20 protein-coding genes are annotated in these 17981 nt (G+C 70.0%); 18 read left to right on the top strand and 2 right to left on the bottom strand.

Annotated elements, in window-relative coordinates; translation table 11 throughout:
- The first annotated feature begins 27 nt into the window (after positions 1 to 27).
- The 6 genes from ACIBLA_RS21385 to ACIBLA_RS21360 all read left to right on the top strand — a co-directional run bounded on the left by ACIBLA_RS21385 (position 28) and on the right by ACIBLA_RS21360 (position 6207).
- Positions 28 to 771 carry a response regulator transcription factor gene (locus ACIBLA_RS21385; RefSeq protein ID WP_399199470.1) on the top strand — a complete coding sequence of 248 codons (744 nt, stop codon included), beginning with the start codon at positions 28 to 30 and terminating at the stop codon, positions 769 to 771.
- Complete coding sequence (locus ACIBLA_RS21380; protein ID WP_399199469.1) at positions 758 to 2794, top strand: sensor histidine kinase; 2037 nt, start codon at positions 758 to 760, stop codon at positions 2792 to 2794. Before ACIBLA_RS21385 ends, ACIBLA_RS21380 begins: the two co-directional genes overlap by 14 nt.
- A gap of 101 nt (positions 2795 to 2895) precedes the next feature.
- A complete protein-coding gene (locus ACIBLA_RS21375; protein ID WP_399199468.1) occupies positions 2896 to 3297 on the top strand; it encodes a sortase-dependent protein in 402 nt (133 codons plus the stop codon).
- Positions 3298 to 3405: 108 nt separating this feature from the next.
- Positions 3406 to 3993 (top strand): class F sortase, encoded by a 588-nt coding sequence (locus tag ACIBLA_RS21370; protein ID WP_399199467.1) that lies wholly within the window; start codon positions 3406 to 3408, stop codon positions 3991 to 3993.
- Positions 3994 to 4379: 386 nt separating this feature from the next.
- On the top strand, positions 4380 to 5579 hold the full coding sequence (locus ACIBLA_RS21365) for an LPXTG cell wall anchor domain-containing protein (protein WP_399199466.1): 1200 nt from the start codon (positions 4380 to 4382) through the stop codon (positions 5577 to 5579).
- Between the two features lie 64 nt (positions 5580 to 5643).
- Positions 5644 to 6207, top strand: coding sequence for an exonuclease domain-containing protein (locus ACIBLA_RS21360; protein WP_399199465.1), 564 nt, complete (start codon positions 5644 to 5646; stop codon positions 6205 to 6207).
- Positions 6208 to 6242: 35 nt separating this feature from the next.
- Here ACIBLA_RS21360 and ACIBLA_RS21355 read toward each other — a convergent pair whose 3' ends face one another.
- Positions 6243 to 7025 (bottom strand): phosphodiesterase, encoded by a 783-nt coding sequence (locus ACIBLA_RS21355; protein ID WP_399199464.1) that lies wholly within the window; start codon positions 7023 to 7025, stop codon positions 6243 to 6245.
- 76 nt (positions 7026 to 7101) lie between these two features.
- The gene (locus ACIBLA_RS21350) at positions 7102 to 7695 is read right to left on the bottom strand and encodes an isochorismatase family protein (protein WP_363243821.1); all 594 of its coding nucleotides are present in this window, start codon (positions 7693 to 7695) and stop codon (positions 7102 to 7104) included.
- 63 nt (positions 7696 to 7758) lie between these two features.
- On the opposite strand from ACIBLA_RS21350, the gene ACIBLA_RS21345 reads away from it, so the two are divergent.
- The 12 genes from ACIBLA_RS21345 to ACIBLA_RS21290 form a co-directional block, all read left to right on the top strand.
- On the top strand, positions 7759 to 8043 hold the full coding sequence (locus ACIBLA_RS21345; protein ID WP_399199463.1) for a hypothetical protein: 285 nt from the start codon (positions 7759 to 7761) through the stop codon (positions 8041 to 8043).
- Between the two features lie 40 nt (positions 8044 to 8083).
- Positions 8084 to 8350, top strand: a complete 267-nt coding sequence (locus tag ACIBLA_RS21340) for a hypothetical protein (protein ID WP_363243819.1) — start codon at positions 8084 to 8086, stop codon at positions 8348 to 8350.
- A 119-nt stretch (positions 8351 to 8469) separates the two neighbouring features.
- Complete coding sequence (locus ACIBLA_RS21335; protein WP_399199462.1) at positions 8470 to 9642, top strand: trans-sulfuration enzyme family protein; 1173 nt, start codon at positions 8470 to 8472, stop codon at positions 9640 to 9642.
- 94 nt (positions 9643 to 9736) lie between these two features.
- Complete coding sequence (locus ACIBLA_RS21330; RefSeq protein WP_363243817.1) at positions 9737 to 10261, top strand: MaoC family dehydratase; 525 nt, start codon at positions 9737 to 9739, stop codon at positions 10259 to 10261.
- 44 nt (positions 10262 to 10305) lie between these two features.
- Complete coding sequence (locus ACIBLA_RS21325) at positions 10306 to 11145, top strand: SAM-dependent methyltransferase (protein WP_363243816.1); 840 nt, start codon at positions 10306 to 10308, stop codon at positions 11143 to 11145.
- Positions 11142 to 12206 (top strand): class I SAM-dependent methyltransferase, encoded by a 1065-nt coding sequence (locus tag ACIBLA_RS21320; RefSeq protein WP_399199460.1) that lies wholly within the window; start codon positions 11142 to 11144, stop codon positions 12204 to 12206. Before ACIBLA_RS21325 ends, ACIBLA_RS21320 begins: the two co-directional genes overlap by 4 nt.
- Positions 12207 to 12288: 82 nt before the next feature.
- Positions 12289 to 13182 carry a diiron oxygenase gene (locus tag ACIBLA_RS21315; protein ID WP_363243814.1) on the top strand — a complete coding sequence of 298 codons (894 nt, stop codon included), beginning with the start codon at positions 12289 to 12291 and terminating at the stop codon, positions 13180 to 13182.
- 19 nt (positions 13183 to 13201) lie between these two features.
- Positions 13202 to 14122, top strand: a complete 921-nt coding sequence (locus ACIBLA_RS21310; protein ID WP_363243813.1) for a hypothetical protein — start codon at positions 13202 to 13204, stop codon at positions 14120 to 14122.
- A gap of 1 nt (position 14123) precedes the next feature.
- A complete protein-coding gene (locus ACIBLA_RS21305; protein ID WP_363243812.1) occupies positions 14124 to 14879 on the top strand; it encodes a 4'-phosphopantetheinyl transferase superfamily protein in 756 nt (251 codons plus the stop codon).
- Position 14880: 1 nt separating this feature from the next.
- On the top strand, positions 14881 to 16092 hold the full coding sequence (gene metK, locus ACIBLA_RS21300) for a methionine adenosyltransferase (RefSeq protein WP_399199459.1): 1212 nt from the start codon (positions 14881 to 14883) through the stop codon (positions 16090 to 16092).
- Position 16093: 1 nt separating this feature from the next.
- Positions 16094 to 17080: a carbohydrate kinase family protein gene (locus ACIBLA_RS21295; RefSeq protein ID WP_399199458.1), complete on the top strand. Its 987-nt coding sequence runs from the start codon at positions 16094 to 16096 to the stop codon at positions 17078 to 17080.
- Positions 17077 to 17981: homocysteine S-methyltransferase family protein (locus tag ACIBLA_RS21290; protein WP_399199457.1), on the top strand; the 905-nt coding region annotated here is incomplete at its 3' end. The genes ACIBLA_RS21295 and ACIBLA_RS21290, both read left to right, overlap by 4 nt.

The raw sequence follows: 17981 nt of genomic DNA, 5'->3' as shown, positions 1-17981 counted from the left end.
CCGGCGGAAGTGCTTACGATCGACCGCGTGTGCGCAAACATCGTAGTTGCCGAAGACGACGCCAAACAGGCCGAATTGGTGCGCCGCTATCTGGAGCACGAGGGGCACGCCGTGACCGTGCTGGCGGACGGCCGGGCCGCTCTTGAGGAGGTGCGGCGCGGGGAGTCGGATCTGGTCGTCCTCGATGTGATGATGCCCCGGACCGACGGCCTCGACGTCGTGCGGATCCTGCGCGCCGAGCGCCGGGAGGTGCTGGTGCTCATGCTGACCGCCCGCAGCACGGAGGACGATCTGCTGCTCGGGCTGGATCTGGGCGCGGACGACTACATGACGAAACCGTTCAGTCCGCGGGAGTTGACGGCCCGCGTCCGTACACTGCTGCGCCGCAACCGGCGGCCCGGCGCCGCCACTTCGGCCTCCGCGCCCGCCGCAGTCGAGGACGAGGTGCTGGAGGTGGGCACGCTCAGGGTCGATCCCGCGCGGCACGAGGTGACGGTCGGCGGGACAGCGATCGTGTGCACCCCCGGCGAGTTCCGGATTCTCACCGCGATGGCCATGGAGCCCGACCGGGTCTTCAGCAGGCAGCGGCTGCTGGAGGAACTGCACGGCTTCGACAAGTACATCAGTAACCGCACGGTCGATGTGCACGTCATGCATCTGCGCAAGAAGATCGAGGACGACCCACGGCGCCCGGCCCGGCTGCTGACCGTGTTCGGCGTCGGCTACAAACTGACGGACCCCGAGAAGAAGGCACGCCGTGCGTCGGCCTGAGCGGCTGTGGCGAGGACGACAGCGGGAGACGCCGCGGCTGCCGCTGCGCAGGAGTCTGCTCGGCAGGCTGCTGACCGTGTCGGTGCTCGTGGCGTCGTGCGCGGTCGCCGCCACGGCCTGGCTCGCGGTGCAGACGACCTCCGGAGCGATCCGTCAGGAGCAGGGCCAGGACCTCGTCTCCGACGCGAAGATCTACGACACCCTGCTCGGGTACGCGGCCACCCACTCCAGTTGGGAAGGCGTCGAGGACACCGTGCGCGAGCTGGCCCGGACATCCGATCGCCGGATCGTGCTGACCACCGAGAACCGGCGGCCCCTCTTCGACTCGGCCGACGACTCCGCCGACGACGCCGCCGACCACTCCGCCGGTACTCCGTCCCCCGAGCCGCTGCCGGCTCAGGCGTCGGCCGTTGTCGATCCGCTGTCCGTCGACACCGTGCTGGTGCCCGACGCCATGCCGGCCGGTGCTGACCGGGTCGATCCACGGGCCGTGGGCCCCTTCCGGCTGCCCGCGAAGGAACGTACCGAGCTGCGGCAGGTCATCGCCAGAGACGTCCAGTGCCTGAACAGCGTGGGCATCGCCGCGGATGTCGTCGAGAGCCCGACCGGGCGGCCGGGTGTCGACTTCGTGAGCAACAACACCGACCGCGACCTGGAACTCAAGTGCCTGACAACCGAGTCGGGCCCCACCCCGACGGAGAAGAAGGCCCTCGACGAACTCGACGATCTGGCCGACGCCTGTCTCAAACGCCAGGGCCGGGCGGGCGTGACACTGAATCTGGACCTGTCCTGGGACCGGGGGTACGACCGGGTCAAGCGTCCTGCGACCGACGCCGGCACCAGCAAGACGGCGGCCGAGTTGACGGACACCGAGAGGAAAACCGCCGCGGCTGCCGCCGCCGCGCCCCGGGCCCGAGTGGTGGGACCCCACGACAGCGCGTACGACCGGGCCATCGCGTCCTGCGTCGGCAGCGCCCGCCGCGAGCAGCTCACCGACCATGTCGCCGCACCCGCACTGCTGTTCATCGACGGCACCCGCGCCGTCGGCGTGCCCGGCCTCGATCTCTCACCGGCGAACACCGCACGTATCGTCGGGGTCACGGCCCTCGTCCTGGCTCTCACCGTGGGCGTCTCGGTGATCGCCGGAGCCCGGCTCGTACGGCCCCTGCACGCGCTCACCGGCGCCGCACAGCGGATGCGCGAGGGCCTGGACACGGCGCCGGTTCCGGTCGGCCCGGACAACGAGATCGGACGGCTCGCCGCGGCCTTCAACGACATGGCCGTACACCGTGCCCGGCTTGAGGACCAGCGCAAGGTGATGGTCAGCGATGTCGCCCACGAACTGCGTACGCCGCTGAGCAACATCCGGGGGTGGCTGGAGGCGGCACAGGACGGCCTGGCCGATCCCGACCCGGCGTTCGTCTCCTCGCTCCTTGAGGAAGCGGTCCAGCTCCAGCACATCATCGACGACCTGCGGGACCTGGGGGCGGCCGACGCGGGCGCACTGCGTCTGCGGCCGGAGCCGGTGCACGCCGACGATCTGCTCGGCCAGGTCGCCGCGGCGTACCAGGGGCCGGCCGAGACCGCCGGCGTCACACTCACGGTCCGCGCGGAGAAGCCCGGCGGACCTGGACCGTCGCTGCACGCGGATCCGGTCCGGCTGCGTCAGGCGGTCAGCAATCTCGTCTCCAACGCGGTACGTCACACCCCCTCCGGGGGCCGGGTGACCTTGCGTTCGTACCTGACCGGCGACGGTGACGCGGTGGCTCTGGAGGTCGCCGACACCGGCGCGGGTATACCGGCGGACGACCTTCCGCATGTGTTCGACCGCTTCTGGCGGGCGGAGAAGTCCCGCAACCGGAGCACCGGTGGCAGCGGCCTCGGCCTGGCGATCGTGCTCAAGCTCGCCGAGGCGCAGGGCGGGACGGCGAGCGTGGCGAGCACCGAGGGGCAGGGGGCGGTCTTCACGTTGCGGTTGCCGGCCGCACCGTCCGGCCCTGATGCGATCGACATGACGCTCTGACAGCTTCTTCACAAGTGGCCGCGAGCCTGGAGGCCTGCCCGGAACCTGATGCGATTCGGCATCCAGGTATTTCCGAAGTCGGGCTGGAACTGGAGCCGTACATGACCCACCTTCACAGCCACCGCCTGCGCCTCGTCGTCCTGCCTGCCGTCGCGGCGGGAGCGATACTCCTCCCGGTCTCCGCGGCCGTCGCCTCCGTCGGGACGCCGAAGCCGTCCCCGTCGGTGGCCGAGAAGAAGGCTGTCGACAAGGCCACGGAGAAGAAGAGGGCCGAGTCGGCGAAGGACGCCGCGGCCGACGCGAGGACGAAGGAGGACGCCGCGAAGAAGGCCGCAGCCGTCAAGAACGCCCCGCGGGGCGGCGTCGCCGCCGGCGAGGCCCCGGCCCCGGCCGAGGGCTCCGGAACGACCGCCCTCGTCGGGTCGGCCGCCGGAGCGCTGCTGCTCGCGGGCGCCGGCACGGTCGTGCTGCGTCGCCGCTCCGCGGCGCGCGGCGACATCTGACCCGGCGTGAGCGTGGCGCCGCCCCTCGCCGGGCGGCGCCACAGCCGTCACCCGCCCGTCCCGCCCGGTCGAACCACAGGCCCCTCGGCCCTGTTCAGGAGCCCCGCTGTGCCCCCTGCTCGCCTCACTCTCGTCGTACCGGCCGTGCTCATCGCGCTCACCGGCTGCTCGTCCGCGCCGGACATGACCGCCCCGGCCTCCGCCACCGGGGCGAGTACCCCTGCACCCCGTCATTCGAAGGCAGTTGGACAGCCCGCGGCTCCCGCCGAGGTCTCCATCCCCTCGATCGGCGTGAAGAGTCCCCTGATGGAACTCGGCCTCAACGCGGACGGCACCGTCGAGGTGCCACCGGCCGAGAGAGGCATGACCGCGGGCTGGTACACCGGCGGCGCCGTCCCCGGTGAGACGGGCGCCGCCGTCATCATCGGCCACAACGACACCCGGTTCGGCAAGGCGGTCTTCCACGACCTCAAGAAGCTCACCAAGGGCGCGGACATCACGGTCGGCAACAGCCGGGGTGAGTCGGCACGCTTCACCGTCACAGGCACCGAGAGCGTCAGCAAGAACTCCTTTCCCACCGCCAGGGTCTACGGCGACACGGACGACCCCACCCTGCGGTTGATCACCTGTGACGGCGAATTCGACGCCCAGGGGCACCCGGTGAACAACCTCATCGTCTACGCGGCGCCGGCCTGACGCGTTGGTCAGGGACCGCCGGGCCCCTGCCCGTGGTCGGGCCGGTAGTCCTTCAGCCACCAACCCTCGTCCAGCAGTGCCGCGATCTCCGGCCACGCCGCACGCAGTCCGCGCAACTCGGGATGTCCACGGCCCGAGGACCGCGGCCTCCCTCCAACTCGACGCGGTACACCTGCCCGGCGTCCACCGGATCACCGCACAGCCAGCATTCGCGCATCCTTCAGCGTCGCAGAAGCCGTCGGTACGGGCCAGGGGCCAGCAGTCGGCCGGCTCGGGCCGGAGCGGCCACGTGCAACCGTTCGGCATCGACAGGTGTCTTATTGGGCGAAACGTTGTTCTCCCGGAGGACACCGTCCGTTTGCCACCGCCATGCAGAGGTTCTTTCGATGCCTAACCCCCCGCGTAACCGCCGTAACTCCCGTACCGCAGCCGCAGCCGCAGCCGCATCCGCCGTCGCCGCGCTGAGCGCCGCCGGCCTGGTCGCGTTGTGCGCGGCTCCCACCGCCTTCGCCGATGACACCGAACCCCTTCTGGTTCTGGGGGACATCGCCCCGATCGACGGCGTGAAGCCGGGCAGCAGCCTCGATCAGTCGGTCACCGTGATGAACAAGGGCACCAAGGCCGTCGACACGGTCTGGGTCGTCTACTCCGTCACCCGTGGGCTCGGCTACGGGGACATCCCCTCCAACTGCCAGACCCACCAGGTCCCCTCCTACGACGAGATGACCGCCAAGTCCAATGTGGTGTGCGAGTTCGACCAGGCGGTGGAGCCCGGCGTCACGTACGCGCCCGAGAAGCGGCTGGCGATCAAGGCGCTGCCCAGCGCGCTCAACGACGACCTGCGCATCACTCTCTGGGAGACCGACCCGGAGCTGGACGAATCCGCGACGCAGCCGGTGGCCGGGACCGCACCGGCGGTGAAGCTGGTCGAGGGTACGGCCGGGGGCGACACGAAGGACATCGTCGAGGTGCCGGTCACCTCGGTCAACACGGCCGACTACCAGGTGACGGGAGCCGCCCTGAAGGGCGAGGTCGGCGACACGGTGACGCTGAAGGCCACGTTCGCCAACGCGGGCCCGGCCTGGGTGCTGCCCAGGGAGGGTGACCCGCTCGTCGAGGTCCTGATCACACCTCCCGCCGGAACGTCGGTCGTCAAGCCCGACGGGTTCTGCGAGGCCAAGGGCAAGGCGTTGGCCTGCGGCACAAGTCAGCGCTGGGTCGACGAGGACGGCGGCGAGACCTACACGATCAAGCTGAAGATCGACAAGCACGTACCGGACGCCAAGGGCTCCGTGAAGCTGAGCACCGACGCGCGCCCGTTCGACCCGGACAAGTCCAACGACAAGGCCGACATCACGCTGGACGTGACCGGCGGTGGGTCGACCGGCTCGTCGGGCGAGTCGACGACAGGCTCGACCGGCGGCTCCTCGTCGACCGGTGGCAACGAGCCGACGACCAACGGCGACCTGGCGGCCACCGGCTCCTCCTCCACGCTGCCGATCGCGATCGGTGCCGCCGCCGCGGTGGCTGTGGGCACGGGTGCGGTCCTCGTCGCCCGTCGCCGCCGGGACCAGAGCGGGGGCTGACGCACAGCCGTGTCGCGGGAAAACCGGGTGACCTGGCGCCCGGCGGTTTCTACGCTCACTCCTCATGGACGAGGGCGAGTACCTGCTGAACGTGGTCGACGTCGAAGCGACATGCTGGGAGGGACAGCCGCCGCCCGGCCAGGTGAGCGAGATCATCGAGATCGGACTCACCGTGGTCGACCTGCGCGCCGGGCAACGCCTCGCCAAACACCGGCTGTTGGTACGCCCCGACCGGTCGAAGGTGAGCCCGTTCTGTACGGAGCTGACCGGGCTGACGCAGGGCGAGGTGGACGGGGGTCTGCCGTTCGCCGAGGCGTGCCGCACACTGGCCGCCCAGCACCGAACGGGCCCGCTGCCGTGGGCCAGTTGGGGCGACTACGACCGTAACCAGTTCACCCGCCAGTGCCGGGAGACGGGCACGGAGTACCCCTTCGGCCACCGTCACACCAACGCGAAGGTCTCCTTCACCACCTCCTACGGCCTGCGGCGGCGCCCCGGAATGGCCGGGGCCCTGAAGGTGGCCGGCCTCCCGCTGGAGGGCCGGCACCACCGGGGCGACGACGATGCGTGGAACATCGCCGCTCTGGTGCTGGATCTGGCGGGGCGCGGAGACTGGCCCGTCGGGTAGTGCAGGCGCGCCAGGCGGGATTTGTCAGACACGGCTTAGAAGCGGGCGATCGCCGCGGCGGCGTGGCTGACGGGGACGGTGTGGGTGACCCACGTGGCGTCGGCGAGAGCGTGGAGCAGGAAGGACGTGGGCTCCGGGAGATAGTTGGGAACGCCTTCGACCAGGGCCAGGCCGCTCTGGAGATAGGTGCTGGGAGCGGCGGTGAGCGTGCTGTTCGCGAAAGGGGCGGTGACAGGGCGGTGCACGTGGCCCGCCAGGACGCGGGCGACGTTGGCGTGACGGGCGATCACCTCGGCCAGCGCCTCGCCGTCCGACAGCCGCATCCCGTCCAGGAAGGGGATGCCGATCGGTATCGGTGGATGGTGCAGGCAGACCAGCGCCGGGACGTCGGGCCTGCGTGCGAGGACTTCGTCGAGCCAGTTCAGTTGGTCCGCCCCGAGGTGGCCGCCGGGGGCGCCGGGCACCTGCGAGTCCAGGACAACGATGGTGAATTCCGGGTGGTCGACCGCATAGTGCGACTGGCGCGCACCGCCGAGGAGGCCGGTGCCGCCGAACACGTCCAACAGCGGGGCGGGATCGTCGTGATTGCCCACCACCAGGTGCAGCGGCAGTGGGAAGCCTTCGATCAGCTCCCGCAGAGCGGTGTATCCGTCCGGCCGCCCCTGGTCGACCAGGTCTCCGGTGATCACCACGCAGTCCGGCCGCCGATCGAGCGCGAGAACGCGGCCGAGTGCCCGGCTCAGCCCCGCTGCCGGCCCACCCGCCAGCATGCCGGTCGTGATGTGCGGATCGCTGAGGTGCGCGATGGAAAGGGTCATGGCGTCACATTCCCCGCCACGACTGCCGGCGACAACCGTTCACGCTGACGGCGAACGACCGGCCGTTGCTCCCGTCTCAGTCGCGGAGGACGGGTTGCCCCGTGAGCGCGACGCCTGCCTGCCGCATCTCGGTGAGTGCCTGGGTGGTGGTGTCGGGGGCGACGCCCGCGGTGTAGTCGAGCAGCACGTGTGCGGCGAAGCCCGCCGCGACGGCGTCCAGGGCGGTGGCCTTCACACAGTGGTCGGTCGCGATACCGACGACGTCGACATCGGTGATGTTCCTGGTGCGGAGCCAGTCGGCCAGCGGCGTACCGTCCTCGGTCGCGCCTTCGAAACCGCTCTTCGAGGCGGAGTGGGCGCCTTTGAAGAAGACCTCGTCCACCGCCTCCGAGGCCGCGGTGGACGCGAAGTCGGGGTGGAACTCGCTTCCCTCGCTGCCGGCCACGCAGTGCACGGGGAAGGAGTTCTGGTAGTCCGGACGGTCCGAGAAGTGATCGCCGGGATCGTAGTGGTGATCCCGCGTCGCGACGATCCGCGTGTACGTGCCGCCCGCCGAGGCCCGTACGAGATCGGCGATGGCGGCGGCCCGGTCCGCACCACCCTTCACCGGGACGCTGCCACCCTCGCAGAAGTCCTTCTGCACATCGACAACGATCAGCGCACGACTCACCGCACACCTCTTCCTTTCGCTCCGCCACGCGTTCGAGCGGTTCGGGCCATTGCTGGCGACTCCATGATCCTGGCCAAAACCGGCCATGACAGCCGTGATCACATCCTGTCACGCTCCATGAGCGTAGAGCGTTTTTCTCGATCGCGCTGCCGGCGGATGCCGACGTATGTGATCCCGCGCTGTATCCCGGAGTGCCCGCTCTCGCCGGGGCGTTCCTCGAATCCGACGTCGGCGCCGCGCGCCGGTACGCGGGGCGGACGGTTCCCGGTCTTCGGCGGCGAAGACCTTACCGCGGACCCGCGCGACCCCCGCTCGGTCACGTTCATGGAAGCCACCATGAACCCCTGAGGCGACATCCACTGTCAGTGGTGGCTGGGATGCTGCCCTGATGGACGAACTGATGCGGCGGCGGGTGTACGGCGCCGACCACGACGACCCGGATCCGGGGCCCCGGCAGGGGCGCGCGTACCGGGAGCTGTGCGCGGGGCCGTTGGACGGGCTGCTGCTGGACGTGACCGGCTGGACGGATGAGGAGCTGGGCACCGGCGCGATGCTCGTCACGGAGATCGGGGCGTACGGGCCGGGCGGGCGCGCCGGGTACGGGCCGCGTGCCGGTGACGCGCGGCGGTGGGACTGGCAGGGCGACAGTCCGTGACGGCCCGGCGAACAGATCTGAGCCGCACTCCTTCCGTGCTATACCCCATGGGGGTACTTTGGGCGTCCATTCGGCCACCGATGGCCGTGATGCCCCGCCCACCCCCAGGAGACTCGCCGATGGACATCCGGACGCGCGCCGTACACGTTGTGAACGACCCCATGGAAACGGGCAGTTGGCCACTGAGCGTGCCCATAGTGCAGTCCTCGGCCTTCGCCTTCGAGTCCGCCGACGCGCTCGCCGACGCCATGGCCGGGCCTGACGGGCGCTACGTCTACACCAGGCGCGGCAACCCCACCGTTCGCGCCCTGGAGCACACCCTCGCCGGGCTGGAGGGCGCCGCTTCCGCGATCGCCTTCGCCTCCGGGATGGGGGCCATCAGCGGGGTGCTGCTCGCCCTGCTGAAGCCCGGCGACCATGTGCTGGCCCAACGCTGCCTGTACGGCGGGACGTTCGCCGTACTCGCCGACCTGGCTGAGCGGTTCGGCATCGAGGTCGACTATCTGCAAGGCGACGACGTGCGGGAGTTCGAGACTCTTGTGCGGCCGACGACCCGTCTCCTGCATCTGGAGACCATCGCCAACCCCACCGGGCAGGTGCCCGACCTCCCGGCCCTCCTCGTGGCGGCGCGGCAGCGCGATGTGCTGAGCGTCGTGGACAACTCGCTGGCCTCGCCCGTGCTCTGCCGGCCCGTCGAGCACGGCGCGGACGTCGTCGTGCACTCCACCACCAAGTATCTGGCCGGGCATTCGGACGTGCTCGGGGGCGCCGCCGTCTTCGCGGACTCCGGTCTGCGGGACCGGGTCTGGCCGCGCACCGTCGAACTCGGCGCCAGCGCCGACCCGTTCGCCGCGTGGCTGACGCTGCGCGGACTGCCGACCCTGCCGTTACGCATGCGGCAGCACTGTGCCAACGCCGAAGTTCTCGCGAACCGGCTCGCCGGTCATCCCGCCGTCGCCGCCGTGCGCTGGCCGTGGCTCACCTCGCATCCCGCTCACGATGTGGCCCGGAAGCTGCTGACCGGCGGTGGCGGGCTGCTCTCCTTCGAGCTCGACGGCGGCCGGGCGGCGGGGCGGGCCTTCATCGAGAAGGTGCGGCTGGCCCGGCTGGCACTCTCCCTGGGCGGCGTGGAGACCCTGGTCGCCCACCCGGCCTCCACCTCGCACCGTGAGTTGGGCGAGAGCGCCCTGGCCGCGGCCGGGATCGGCGCGGGCACGGTGCGGATGTCCGTCGGCATCGAGCACGCCGACGACCTGTGGGAGGACATCGAGCAGGCGCTGCGAGCAATCTGACTCCGCGCTAGATTTGGATTGACAAAATAAACGAGCCATTCGTAGATTGGGGAGTGATAGGAAAGCTGACTCTTCGGCTCAAGGGGGGCGTGGCATGCGCTACTTCGAGGACTTCCGCACGGGTGACATCCATGAACTGGGCTCAGTCACCGTCACCGAGGAGGAGGTGCTGGAGTTCGCCAGGCGCTACGACCCGCAGCCGTTCCACATCGACCCGGCGCTGGCCGAGCGCTCCGCCTTCGGCGGTCTGATCGCCAGCGGCTTCCACACCGCCTCGCTCTTCATGCGGCGCTACGTCGACGGACTGCTCACCTACAGCGCCTGCGCCGGCTCGCCCGGTATCGACGAAATCCGCTACCACCGACCCGTTCGCCCCGGTGACGTACTCACCGCCCGGATCGAGATCCTCGGCTCGCGCCCCTCGCTCATGAGCCCCGCCACCGGCATCGTCCAGCCGCGCTGCGAGCTGGTGGCACCCGACGGGACGGTCGTGTTCAGCATGATCCTGCACAGCATCTTCCGGCGGCGCCCCGCCGATCCCTCCGCCCGAACCCCCGTGTCGGCGTCCGCGTCGATATCCGCGGCTGAGGACCCGGTCGCTTGCGGCAGGAAGAGCTGAACACGGCCGTCCGCTCCATCCCGACCAAGTGAAGGGGGCCTTCCGTGGAGGCCGTATCCCGCACCGCCCAGTGGACCGCCGCAGCGCGAGCCCTGGAGACCGAGCGCGACGACGGGCTGTTCGCCGATCCGTACGCGCGCACCGTCGCCGACACCGTCGGCTTCGACCTGCTCGAACGCTACGCGGGCGCCGGCACCGTGCCTTTCCTCGCGATCCGCACCACCTACCTGGACCGCGCCGTCGCACGCGCGGTCGGCGACGGCGGAATCCGGCAGGTCGTCTTCCTCGCGGCCGGCATGGACACCCGCTTCTACCGGCTGCCCTGGCCGGACGGCGTCACGGTGTACGAACTCGACCGCCCCGCACTGCTGGAGGCCAAGGCGGCCATGCTCGCCGACGAGCCGGCGCCGGAGGGACGCGAACGGCGCACCGTCGCCGTCGACCTGACGCGGGAGTGGACCGGGCGGCTCAAGGCGGCCGGCTGGCGCGCCGAGGAACCCACCCTGTGGGTCGTCGAAGGGCTGCTGTTCTTCCTCCCCGAAGGGGCCGTACGTGCCCTGCTGGCCACCCTGTCCGCGCACAGCGCCGCCGGCTCCGTCCTGCTCGGTGATGTCATCAGCCGGGCGGCCCTGCGCAATCCGCTGTCCCGCCCGTTCATGAAAGCACTCGCGGAGGACGGCAACCCCTGGCTCTTCGGCACCGAGACGCCTGAACGGCTCCTCACCGAGTGCGGCTGGGCCGTGGACGAGGTCAGGCAACCGGGCGAGGACGGTGCGGACTTCGGCCGCTGGCCGTATCCCGTACCGGCCCGCGAGGTGCCCGGCGTACCCCGCTCCTTCCTCTTCACCTGCCACCTGCCGACCGGCGAGGAGAACGCCGCATGAGCGTGCCCGGCACCACCGCCACCACCGCCGACTTCCACCAGCGCGTCATCGGTGACGCCGCCGCGGCCGTCCGGGGCCTGACCGTGGCCCTCGGTGAGCGCCTCGGCCTCTACCGGGCCCTCGCCGAGCACGGCCCGCTCACCCCTGCCCGGCTCGCCGAACTGACCGGGATCACCGAGCGGTACGCCGAGGAGTGGCTGCACGCCCAGCTCAGCGTGGAGTACGTCGAGCGGCATCCGTCCGCCGGGACGTACACCCTGCCCCCGGAGCACGCGCCGGTGCTCGCCGACCCCCACGCGGTCACGTACGCCGCCGGATTCTTCACCGCCCTCAAGGCCCTGTACGCCACCGAGGACCTGCTCGTCGACGCCTACCGAACAGGCGACGGCGTCGGCTGGGCCGAGCACGACGCCGCGCTCGACACCGGCATGGGCAGTTTCTTCGAACCCACCTATCAGCACCGGCTGTTGCCGGACTGGCTGCCGGCGCTGCACGGCGTAACGGAGAAGCTCGCCACCGGCGGGCGGGTCGCGGACGTCGGCTGCGGAGTCGGCCACACCACACTTCTGCTCGCCCAGGCGTACCCCCGCACCACGGTGTACGGCTTCGACTACTCCGAAGAGGCCATCGCCATCGCCCGCCAACTCGCCGACGACGCCGGGCTGTCCGACCGCGTCGTCTTCGAGACGGCGCCCGCCGACGGCTACCCCGGCGCCGGCTACGACCTGGTCACCTTCTTCAACTGCCTGCACGACATGGGCGACCCGGTGGCCGCAGCGGAGCACGTGCACAAGTCCCTCGATCCGGACGGCACCTGGATGCTCGTCGAGTCGAATGTGTCACCCGCCGACATCGACACCGGCACCCCCGCCGCGCGGATGTTCATGGCGCTCTCCGCCGTCATGTGCCTGCCGGTCGCCGTCGCCCAGCGCGGACCGCACGCCCTCGGCAACCACTCCGGCGAGTCCGCCTTCCGCGCCATCGCGCGTGAGGCCGGGTTCACCCGCTGGCGCAGGGCCACCGAGACGGCGGTCAACGCCGTGTACGAGGTACGGCCCTGACGATGCGTCACCACCGACAGGGGCCGCCGGAACCCGCCGCCCGCTCGGACGCATACGACCGACGAATCAGGAGCGACAGACCATGGCCGCCACAGCCCTGCCCGTCACCGACCGCTTCATGGAAGTCCTTGAGCGGCTGAGTGAGAAGTCCATCGAGGACTACTACAACCCCTACCAGCAGTTCCGGTGGCCGGACCGGCTCGACCAGGACCGCCTCTGGATGACCCCCGAACTGCTCACCCCGTACGGCACCCCCCTCTTCGATCAGCTCGACGAACCCACACTGCACAAGCTCTCCAAGTGGGAGTCGATCAACTTCTACAGCCTCAATGTGCACGGCATCCGCGAGCTGCTGATCGAGGTGGTGGGCCGCATCCACACACCGGGCTTCGAGATCCCTTCGGACTTCTTCCACCACTTCATCGGCGAGGAGAACGAACACATGTGGTTCTTCGCCGAGTTCTGCCGCCGCTACGGCGGCAAGATCTACGGATCCGCCGCCCCCCGGTCCGCCGACTCCGTCTGGGAGCCCGAGGTCGAGAACTTCCTGGTCTTCGCCCGGGTGCTGTTCTTCGAGGAACTGGTCGACCACTACAACAGCCGCATGGCGCGGGACGCCACACTCTGCGACACCATCCGCGGCGTCAACCGCATCCACCACCAGGACGAGTCCCGGCACATCGCCTTCGGCCGCGAACTCGTCACGCTGCTGCACACCCGCATGCGCGAAGTCGTCAGCCCCGAGCGGCTCGCCGAGGTGGAGGCGTACCTCAAGCGCTACGTCGTCTTCAGCGTCAACTCCCTCTACAACCCGCACGTCTACCGCGACGCAGGCATCACCGACCCGCTCGCCTTCCGGTCCGCCCTCATCGCCGACGAACGTCGGCGCGCCCACGAGCGCAAGGCCATCCGCAAGCCGCTCGCCTTCTTCCTGAAGACCGGGATCTTCGCCGACGACACCCTGCCGGTCGTCTGAACCGAGAGGTGACACCACCATGACCCGTACCTCCCTGACCGCGGAGCGCGGCTCAAGCGGCTCGATCAGCTCGCCGAATTCATCCGGATCGCCCGGCGAACCGCACGGCCTGCCCTCACTCGGCCCCGAGGGAACGGCCCTGCTGCGCCTCCTCGACGACACCTTCGAGGGATGGGGCCTCGCCGCCGGCGCCCACGCGAAGACCATGCCGCCGTTGCTTCCCGCCGCCGACCTCGCCCGCCTCGACTACTACGACAACTTCCCCCACCAGGCGGTACTCGCTGCCCCGCTCGATCTCGGACGCCGCGACCAGGAGTCCTTCTGCGCCGAGTCCGGCTGCTTCCCCTGCGGCGCGCTCCAGCCCGCCGCCCTCGGCCTGCCGTCCGCCTCCTGTTACGGGGTGTACCTCGACCACGAGGGCCGGCAACTCACCGATGACACCCTGGTGACCGTGGTGGGCTGGTGTTTCCGCAAGGAGGAGCGGTACGAGAGTCTGCGACGCCAACTCGCCTTCCGTATGCGGGAGATCGTCGCCATCGGCAGCCAGCGACACGCCGATGACCACCTCTGTACGTTCACCGACCGCATCACCGCCTTCGCCGAGGCCGTCGACCTGCCGCTGCGCAAGGAGGCCGCCACCGACCCCTTCTTCGACAAGGACGGATCGAAGGCACTGCTGCAGCGCCTGTCACCGGTCAAATACGAGTTCCTCTACGAGGACTTGGCGATCGCCTCCGTCAACACCCATCGGAACTTCTTCGGCGACCGTTGCTCCATCAGCCTCGCGGAGACCGGCGGACCCGCCTTCACCAGCTGTGTGGCGTTCGGTCTTGAGCGCTGGCTCTCCGCCCTCACCCTGCGGCACGGCGACTGGGCGACAGCCACCGAAGCCGTACGCTCCGCCGCGGCACGACTCGCGCGGGTCGGGCCGGTGACCTGACGTGCCGGCCCGCCCCACCGCCGCCACGGGCGGCCTGGGCTGGGCGAATCTCGGCATGGACATCGTGTCCGTCATCCGGGTACGGCGGCTGCTGGACGCCCACGGTGAGCGATTCTTCGCCCGGATGCTGACCCCCGGCGAACTGGCCGACTGCACCACGTCCACCGGACTCGACGTCCTGAGCCTCTGCGGACGCATCGCGGCCAAGGAGGCGGCCTTCAAGACCCTCCGGGTCCGCAACCGCGTCCTGCCCTGGCTGGACATCGTCATGCGGCGTGCGGACGGCGGCTGGCCCGTCGTTCAACTCAACCGCGCTGCGGCCGACATGGCCGCCGAGTCCGGCATCACCCAGATCACCGTGAGCATCAGTCACGACGTCGACTACGCCGTCGCCGTCGCCGCCCCGATCCTGGGCGACCCCTTCGGCCCCGAGCCCGAACCGGATTCACCGCCCGATTCACGGCCCCAGTCACTCACCGCACTCACCGCACGTACGACAAGGAGAACCGCCATGAACGAAGGACTTCAGCAGGTCAAGGACTGGATCCTCAAGCGCCACCCGGACCGCGAGGACATCGCCCCCACCCTCGACCTGATCGAGAACCGCCTCATCGACTCCCTCTCGTTCGTCGAGTTCGTCTTCCTCCTGGAGGAGCAGAGCGGACGCTCGATCGAGATGGAGACGCTGGAGGTCGACGCCGTCCGGACCCTCGCCGCCATAGAGAGCAACTTCTTCTGTACGACGGAGGTGAGTTGAGATGGGCGGCCGACGGCTTTTCACCTCCGAATCCGTCACCGAGGGACACCCCGACAAGATCGCGGACCGGATCAGCGACACGATCCTCGACGCCCTGCTCGACCAGGACCCCACGGCCAGGGTGGCGGTCGAGACGCTGATCACCACCGGACAGGTGCATATAGCGGGGGAGGTGACGACGGAAGCCTACGTACCCATCGCCGCGCTCGTACGTGAGGCGGTACTCGACATCGGCTACGACTCCTCGGCCAAGGGCTTCGACGGCGCGTCCTGCGGTGTGTCCCTCTCCATCGGCGCCCAGTCGCCCGACATCGCCCAGGGGGTCGACACCTCCGGCAAGGAGGGCGACGAACTCGACCGGCAGGGCGCGGGCGACCAGGGCTTGATGTTCGGCTACGCCTGCGACGACACGCCCGAGCTGATGCCGCTGCCCATCCACCTGGCCCACCTGCTCGCGCGCCGGCTGACCGACGTACGCAAGGACGGCACCCTGCCGTACCTCCGTCCGGACGGCAAGACACAGGTCACCATCGAGTACGACGGGGACCGGCCGGTGCGGCTCGACACCGTCGTGGTCTCCACCCAGCACGCCGCCGACATCAGCCTGGACGGACTGCTGGCCCCCGACATCCGTGCTGACGTCGTCGAGCCGGTGCTCAAGGCGCTGGCCGAACAGGGCGTCTCTCTGGAGAGCGACGGCTACCGGCTGCTCGTCAACCCCACCGGCCGGTTCGAGATCGGCGGCCCGATGGGCGACGCCGGCCTGACCGGCCGCAAGATCATCATCGACACGTACGGCGGAATGGCCCGGCACGGTGGCGGCGCCTTCTCCGGCAAGGACCCCTCGAAGGTGGACCGCTCGGCCGCGTACGCCATGCGCTGGGTCGCCAAGAACGTCCTCGCGGCCGGGCTCGCCCGGCGCTGCGAGGTGCAGGTCGCCTACGCGATCGGCAAGGCCGAGCCGGTGGGCCTCTTCGTGGAGACGTACGGCACCGAGACCGTACCGGTCGACCGGATCCAGACCGCGATCGGCGAGGTCTTCGACCTGCGGCCCGCCGCGCTCATCCACGATCTCGACCTGCTGCGCCCGGTCTACGCCCAGACCTCCGCGTACGGCCACTTCGGCCGCGAACTCCCGGACTTCACCTGGGAGTGCACCGACCGCGCCGACGCGCTGCGCCAGGCCGTGTTGCGCCAGGCCGTGGAGGACTGAGATGCGGATCGCCGTCACGGGCTCCATCGCCACCGACCATCTGATGACCTTCCCCGGAAGGTTCACCGACCAACTGCTGGCCGACCGGCTGGACCGGGTTTCCCTGTCGTTCCTCGCGGACCGGCTGGAGATCCGCCGCGGGGGAGTGGCGGCGAACATCTCATTCGGGCTCGGGCTGCTCGGACTGCGGCCGGTCCTCGTCGGCGCGGCGGGCGGCGACTTCGAGCCGTACCGCGTGTGGCTGAAGCAGCACGGAGTCGACACCGACTCCGTACGGATCAGCGACGAGCTGCACACGGCGAGATTCGTCTGCACCACCGACCGGGCACAGAACCAGATCGCCACCTTCTACGCCGGTGCCATGGCCGAGGCACGCGAGATCGACCTCGGCGCGGTGATCAAACGGGTCGGGCGGCTGGGGCTGGTCCTCATCTCCCCGGACGATCCCGAGGCGATGATCCGGCACACCCGGATCTGCGCGCGGCTCCGCATCCCGTTCGCCGCCGACCCCTCGCAACAGCTGGCACGGCTGGGGAAGGGGGAAGTCCTTGAGCTGGTGAACGGCGCCCGATGGCTGTTCACCAACGAGTACGAGGCGGCCCTGCTCCGTGAGCGGTCCGGGCTCACGGAGGCCGAGGTGCTGGGGCGCGTCGGCTGCTGGGTCACCACACACGGCGCCGACGGGACCCGGATCATGCGCCACGGACGGGAGCCGGTGCACGTGCCGGCGGTCGGGGTTCCCGGCGTCGTGGATCCCACCGGCGTGGGTGACGGATTCCGTGCCGGCTTTCTGGCGGGCACCGCCTGGGGCCTGCCGGAGGAACGCGCGGCGCAGCTCGGCTGCGCGATAGCGGCGACGGTGCTCGACTACGTGGGCACCCAGGAGTACCGGCTGTACCGGGAGCCGCTGATCGACCGGATCCGGACGGCGTACGGCATCGAGTGCGTCGCCCAACTGCTGCCGCATATAAGGGAGCTGACGGCATGAGAGGGCTGCGTGAGGCGCTGGCCACCCGTGTGGTGGTGGCGGACGGGGCGATGGGCACGATGCTCCAGGCGCAGGATCCGACGATGGCGGACTTCCAGGACCTGGAGGGCTGCAACGAGATCCTGAATGTGACGCGTCCGGACATTGTGCGTTCGGTGCATGAGGAGTACTTCGCGGTCGGGGTCGACTGCGTGGAGACCAACACCTTCGGTGCGAATCACGCCGCGCTCGGGGAGTACGACATCTCCGAGCGTGCCTACGAGCTGTCGGAGGCGGGAGCGCGTATCGCCCGTGAGGTCGCCGACAGATTCACCGCCTCCACCGGGCAGGAGCGCTGGGTGCTGGGCTCGATGGGACCGGGCACGAAACTGCCGACCCTCGGCCACGCCCCGTATGTCCAGCTGCGCGACGGCTTCCAGCGCAATGCCGAGGGGCTGATCGCCGGCGGTGCGGACGCGCTGATGGTGGAGACGACGCAGGACCTGCTCCAGACCAAGGCCGCGATCCTCGGGGCGCGACGCGCGATGGATGCTCTGGGGGCAGACCTTCCCCTGGTGTGCTCGCTGGCGTTCGAGACGACGGGGACGATGCTGCTGGGGTCGGAGATCGGTGCGGCGCTGACGGCGCTGGAGCCGCTGGGCATCGACATGATCGGTCTGAACTGCTCGACCGGCCCGGCGGAGATGAGCGAGCATCTGCGCTATCTGGCCCAGCACTCCCGTATTCCGCTGCTGTGCATGCCGAACGCCGGGTTGCCGGTGCTCACCAGGGACGGGGCGCACTTCCCGCTCGATGCCGAGGGACTGGCGGACGCGCAGGAGCAGTTTGTCCGTGAGTACGGGTTGTCGTTGGTGGGGGGGTGTTGCGGTACGACTCCGGAGCATCTGCGTCGGGTGGTGGA

The organism is Streptomyces sp. NPDC050433 (assembly GCF_044458565.1).
Lineage (GTDB): Bacteria > Actinomycetota > Actinomycetes > Streptomycetales > Streptomycetaceae > Streptomyces.
This window is presented reverse-complemented; position numbering and strand designations above follow the sequence as displayed.

Excerpts from the sequence above, each read along its gene's own strand:
- ACIBLA_RS21375 (WP_399199468.1), top strand. The coding sequence starts at position 2,896 with ATGACCCACCTTCACAGCCACCGCCTGCGCCTCGTCGTCCTGCCTGCC.
- ACIBLA_RS21365 (WP_399199466.1), top strand. The coding sequence starts at position 4,380 with ATGCCTAACCCCCCGCGTAACCGCCGTAACTCCCGTACCGCAGCCGCA.
- ACIBLA_RS21360 (WP_399199465.1), top strand. The coding sequence starts at position 5,644 with ATGGACGAGGGCGAGTACCTGCTGAACGTGGTCGACGTCGAAGCGACA.
- ACIBLA_RS21355 (WP_399199464.1), bottom strand. The coding sequence starts at position 7,025 with ATGACCCTTTCCATCGCGCACCTCAGCGATCCGCACATCACGACCGGC.
- ACIBLA_RS21345 (WP_399199463.1), top strand. The coding sequence starts at position 7,759 with ATGATCCTGGCCAAAACCGGCCATGACAGCCGTGATCACATCCTGTCA.
- ACIBLA_RS21340 (WP_363243819.1), top strand. The coding sequence starts at position 8,084 with ATGGACGAACTGATGCGGCGGCGGGTGTACGGCGCCGACCACGACGAC.
- ACIBLA_RS21335 (WP_399199462.1), top strand. The coding sequence starts at position 8,470 with ATGGACATCCGGACGCGCGCCGTACACGTTGTGAACGACCCCATGGAA.
- ACIBLA_RS21330 (WP_363243817.1), top strand. The coding sequence starts at position 9,737 with ATGCGCTACTTCGAGGACTTCCGCACGGGTGACATCCATGAACTGGGC.
- ACIBLA_RS21320 (WP_399199460.1), top strand. The coding sequence starts at position 11,142 with ATGAGCGTGCCCGGCACCACCGCCACCACCGCCGACTTCCACCAGCGC.
- ACIBLA_RS21315 (WP_363243814.1), top strand. The coding sequence starts at position 12,289 with ATGGCCGCCACAGCCCTGCCCGTCACCGACCGCTTCATGGAAGTCCTT.
- ACIBLA_RS21310 (WP_363243813.1), top strand. The coding sequence starts at position 13,202 with ATGACCCGTACCTCCCTGACCGCGGAGCGCGGCTCAAGCGGCTCGATC.
- metK (WP_399199459.1), top strand. The coding sequence starts at position 14,881 with ATGGGCGGCCGACGGCTTTTCACCTCCGAATCCGTCACCGAGGGACAC.
- ACIBLA_RS21295 (WP_399199458.1), top strand. The coding sequence starts at position 16,094 with ATGCGGATCGCCGTCACGGGCTCCATCGCCACCGACCATCTGATGACC.